This is a genomic window from Aminobacter sp. P4_D5, assembly GCF_056401815.1.
In genome coordinates this window covers 1-941 of sequence record NZ_JBFUIP010000468.1, presented here as the reverse complement: position 1 = coordinate 941, position 941 = coordinate 1, and the positions used below count along the sequence as shown (strand labels likewise).

Here is a 941-nt window from a genome sequence, read left to right as displayed (position 1 = left end):
CGATGCTCCTGGCCGGGCTCGCCGGCGGCGCCACCCATTGCGTGGGGATGTGCGGGCCCTTCGTGATCGCCCAGACCCTGCAGGATCCGTCCTCGGGGCGCCTGGTGCGGCTGACCGGCCTGCACCTCCTGCCGTACCAGCTGGGCCGTGCGACGGGATATGCGGCGCTGGGCGCGGCCGCGGGCGGCGCGGTGGGGCTGGCCTCGCTGGGATTTTCTCGATCGCTGCTCGCCGTGCCGCTCCTGCTGGCCGCCTTCCTCATGCTGGCCCAGTCGATCGCCGGCCTGGCACCCTCGACGCGCCTGAGGCTTCGCCTGCCCCACCTGCCGATGCCGGCGGCCCTGACGGGCCTCCTCCGGCAGGGCGCACCAAGCCCCGGGCGCCGCTTCCTGCTGGGGTTGATGCTCTCCGCTCTGCCCTGCGGCCTGCTCTACGCGGCACTGGCGGCGGCGGCGGCGAGCGGCAGCGCGCTGGCGGGCGCCATCGCCATGCTGGCCTTCGTGGCCGGCACCGTCCCGGCCCTCACCGGCGTGGCGGTGCTGGGCCGGTTCTTCGGCCGGCGATTCGGACCGGGCCTGCGCCTCTTCGGCGGGATCGCGCTCGTCGCGAACGCTGCCGTCCTCATCGCCCTCGCGATCCGCGTCGTTTGATTCAAATCAACGCCGCCCGCGCGCCGATGGCCGATCAGATCGCCATGCCAGGAGCGCCCCATGAACGATGACGTGATCGCTGCCGCGGAGGCGCCGCCTGCCGCGCAACGCCTCGCACGCCCGCAACCCGCCTATGTCGATGGGCCGCTGCGCGCCTTCGCGGTCGCCACCATCTTCTGGGGCATCGCGGGTTTCCTCGTCGGCGTGTACATCGCCTTCCAGCTGGCCTTCCCGGTGCTGAACCTCGGCCTCGAGTACACGACCTTCGGCCGGCTGCGGCCGCTGCACACC

Annotated in this window: 1 protein-coding gene and 1 pseudogene; both read left to right on the top strand. The window is 73.3% G+C overall.

Annotation, left to right across the window (positions count from 1 at the left end):
* Window positions 1-650: sulfite exporter TauE/SafE family protein (locus AC1DWF_RS32820; RefSeq protein WP_476842694.1), on the top strand; the 650-nt coding region annotated here is incomplete at its 5' end.
* Between the two features lie 60 nt (window positions 651-710).
* Window positions 711-941 (top strand): annotated as a pseudogene (locus AC1DWF_RS32815) (cytochrome-c oxidase, cbb3-type subunit I); the annotation flags it as partial.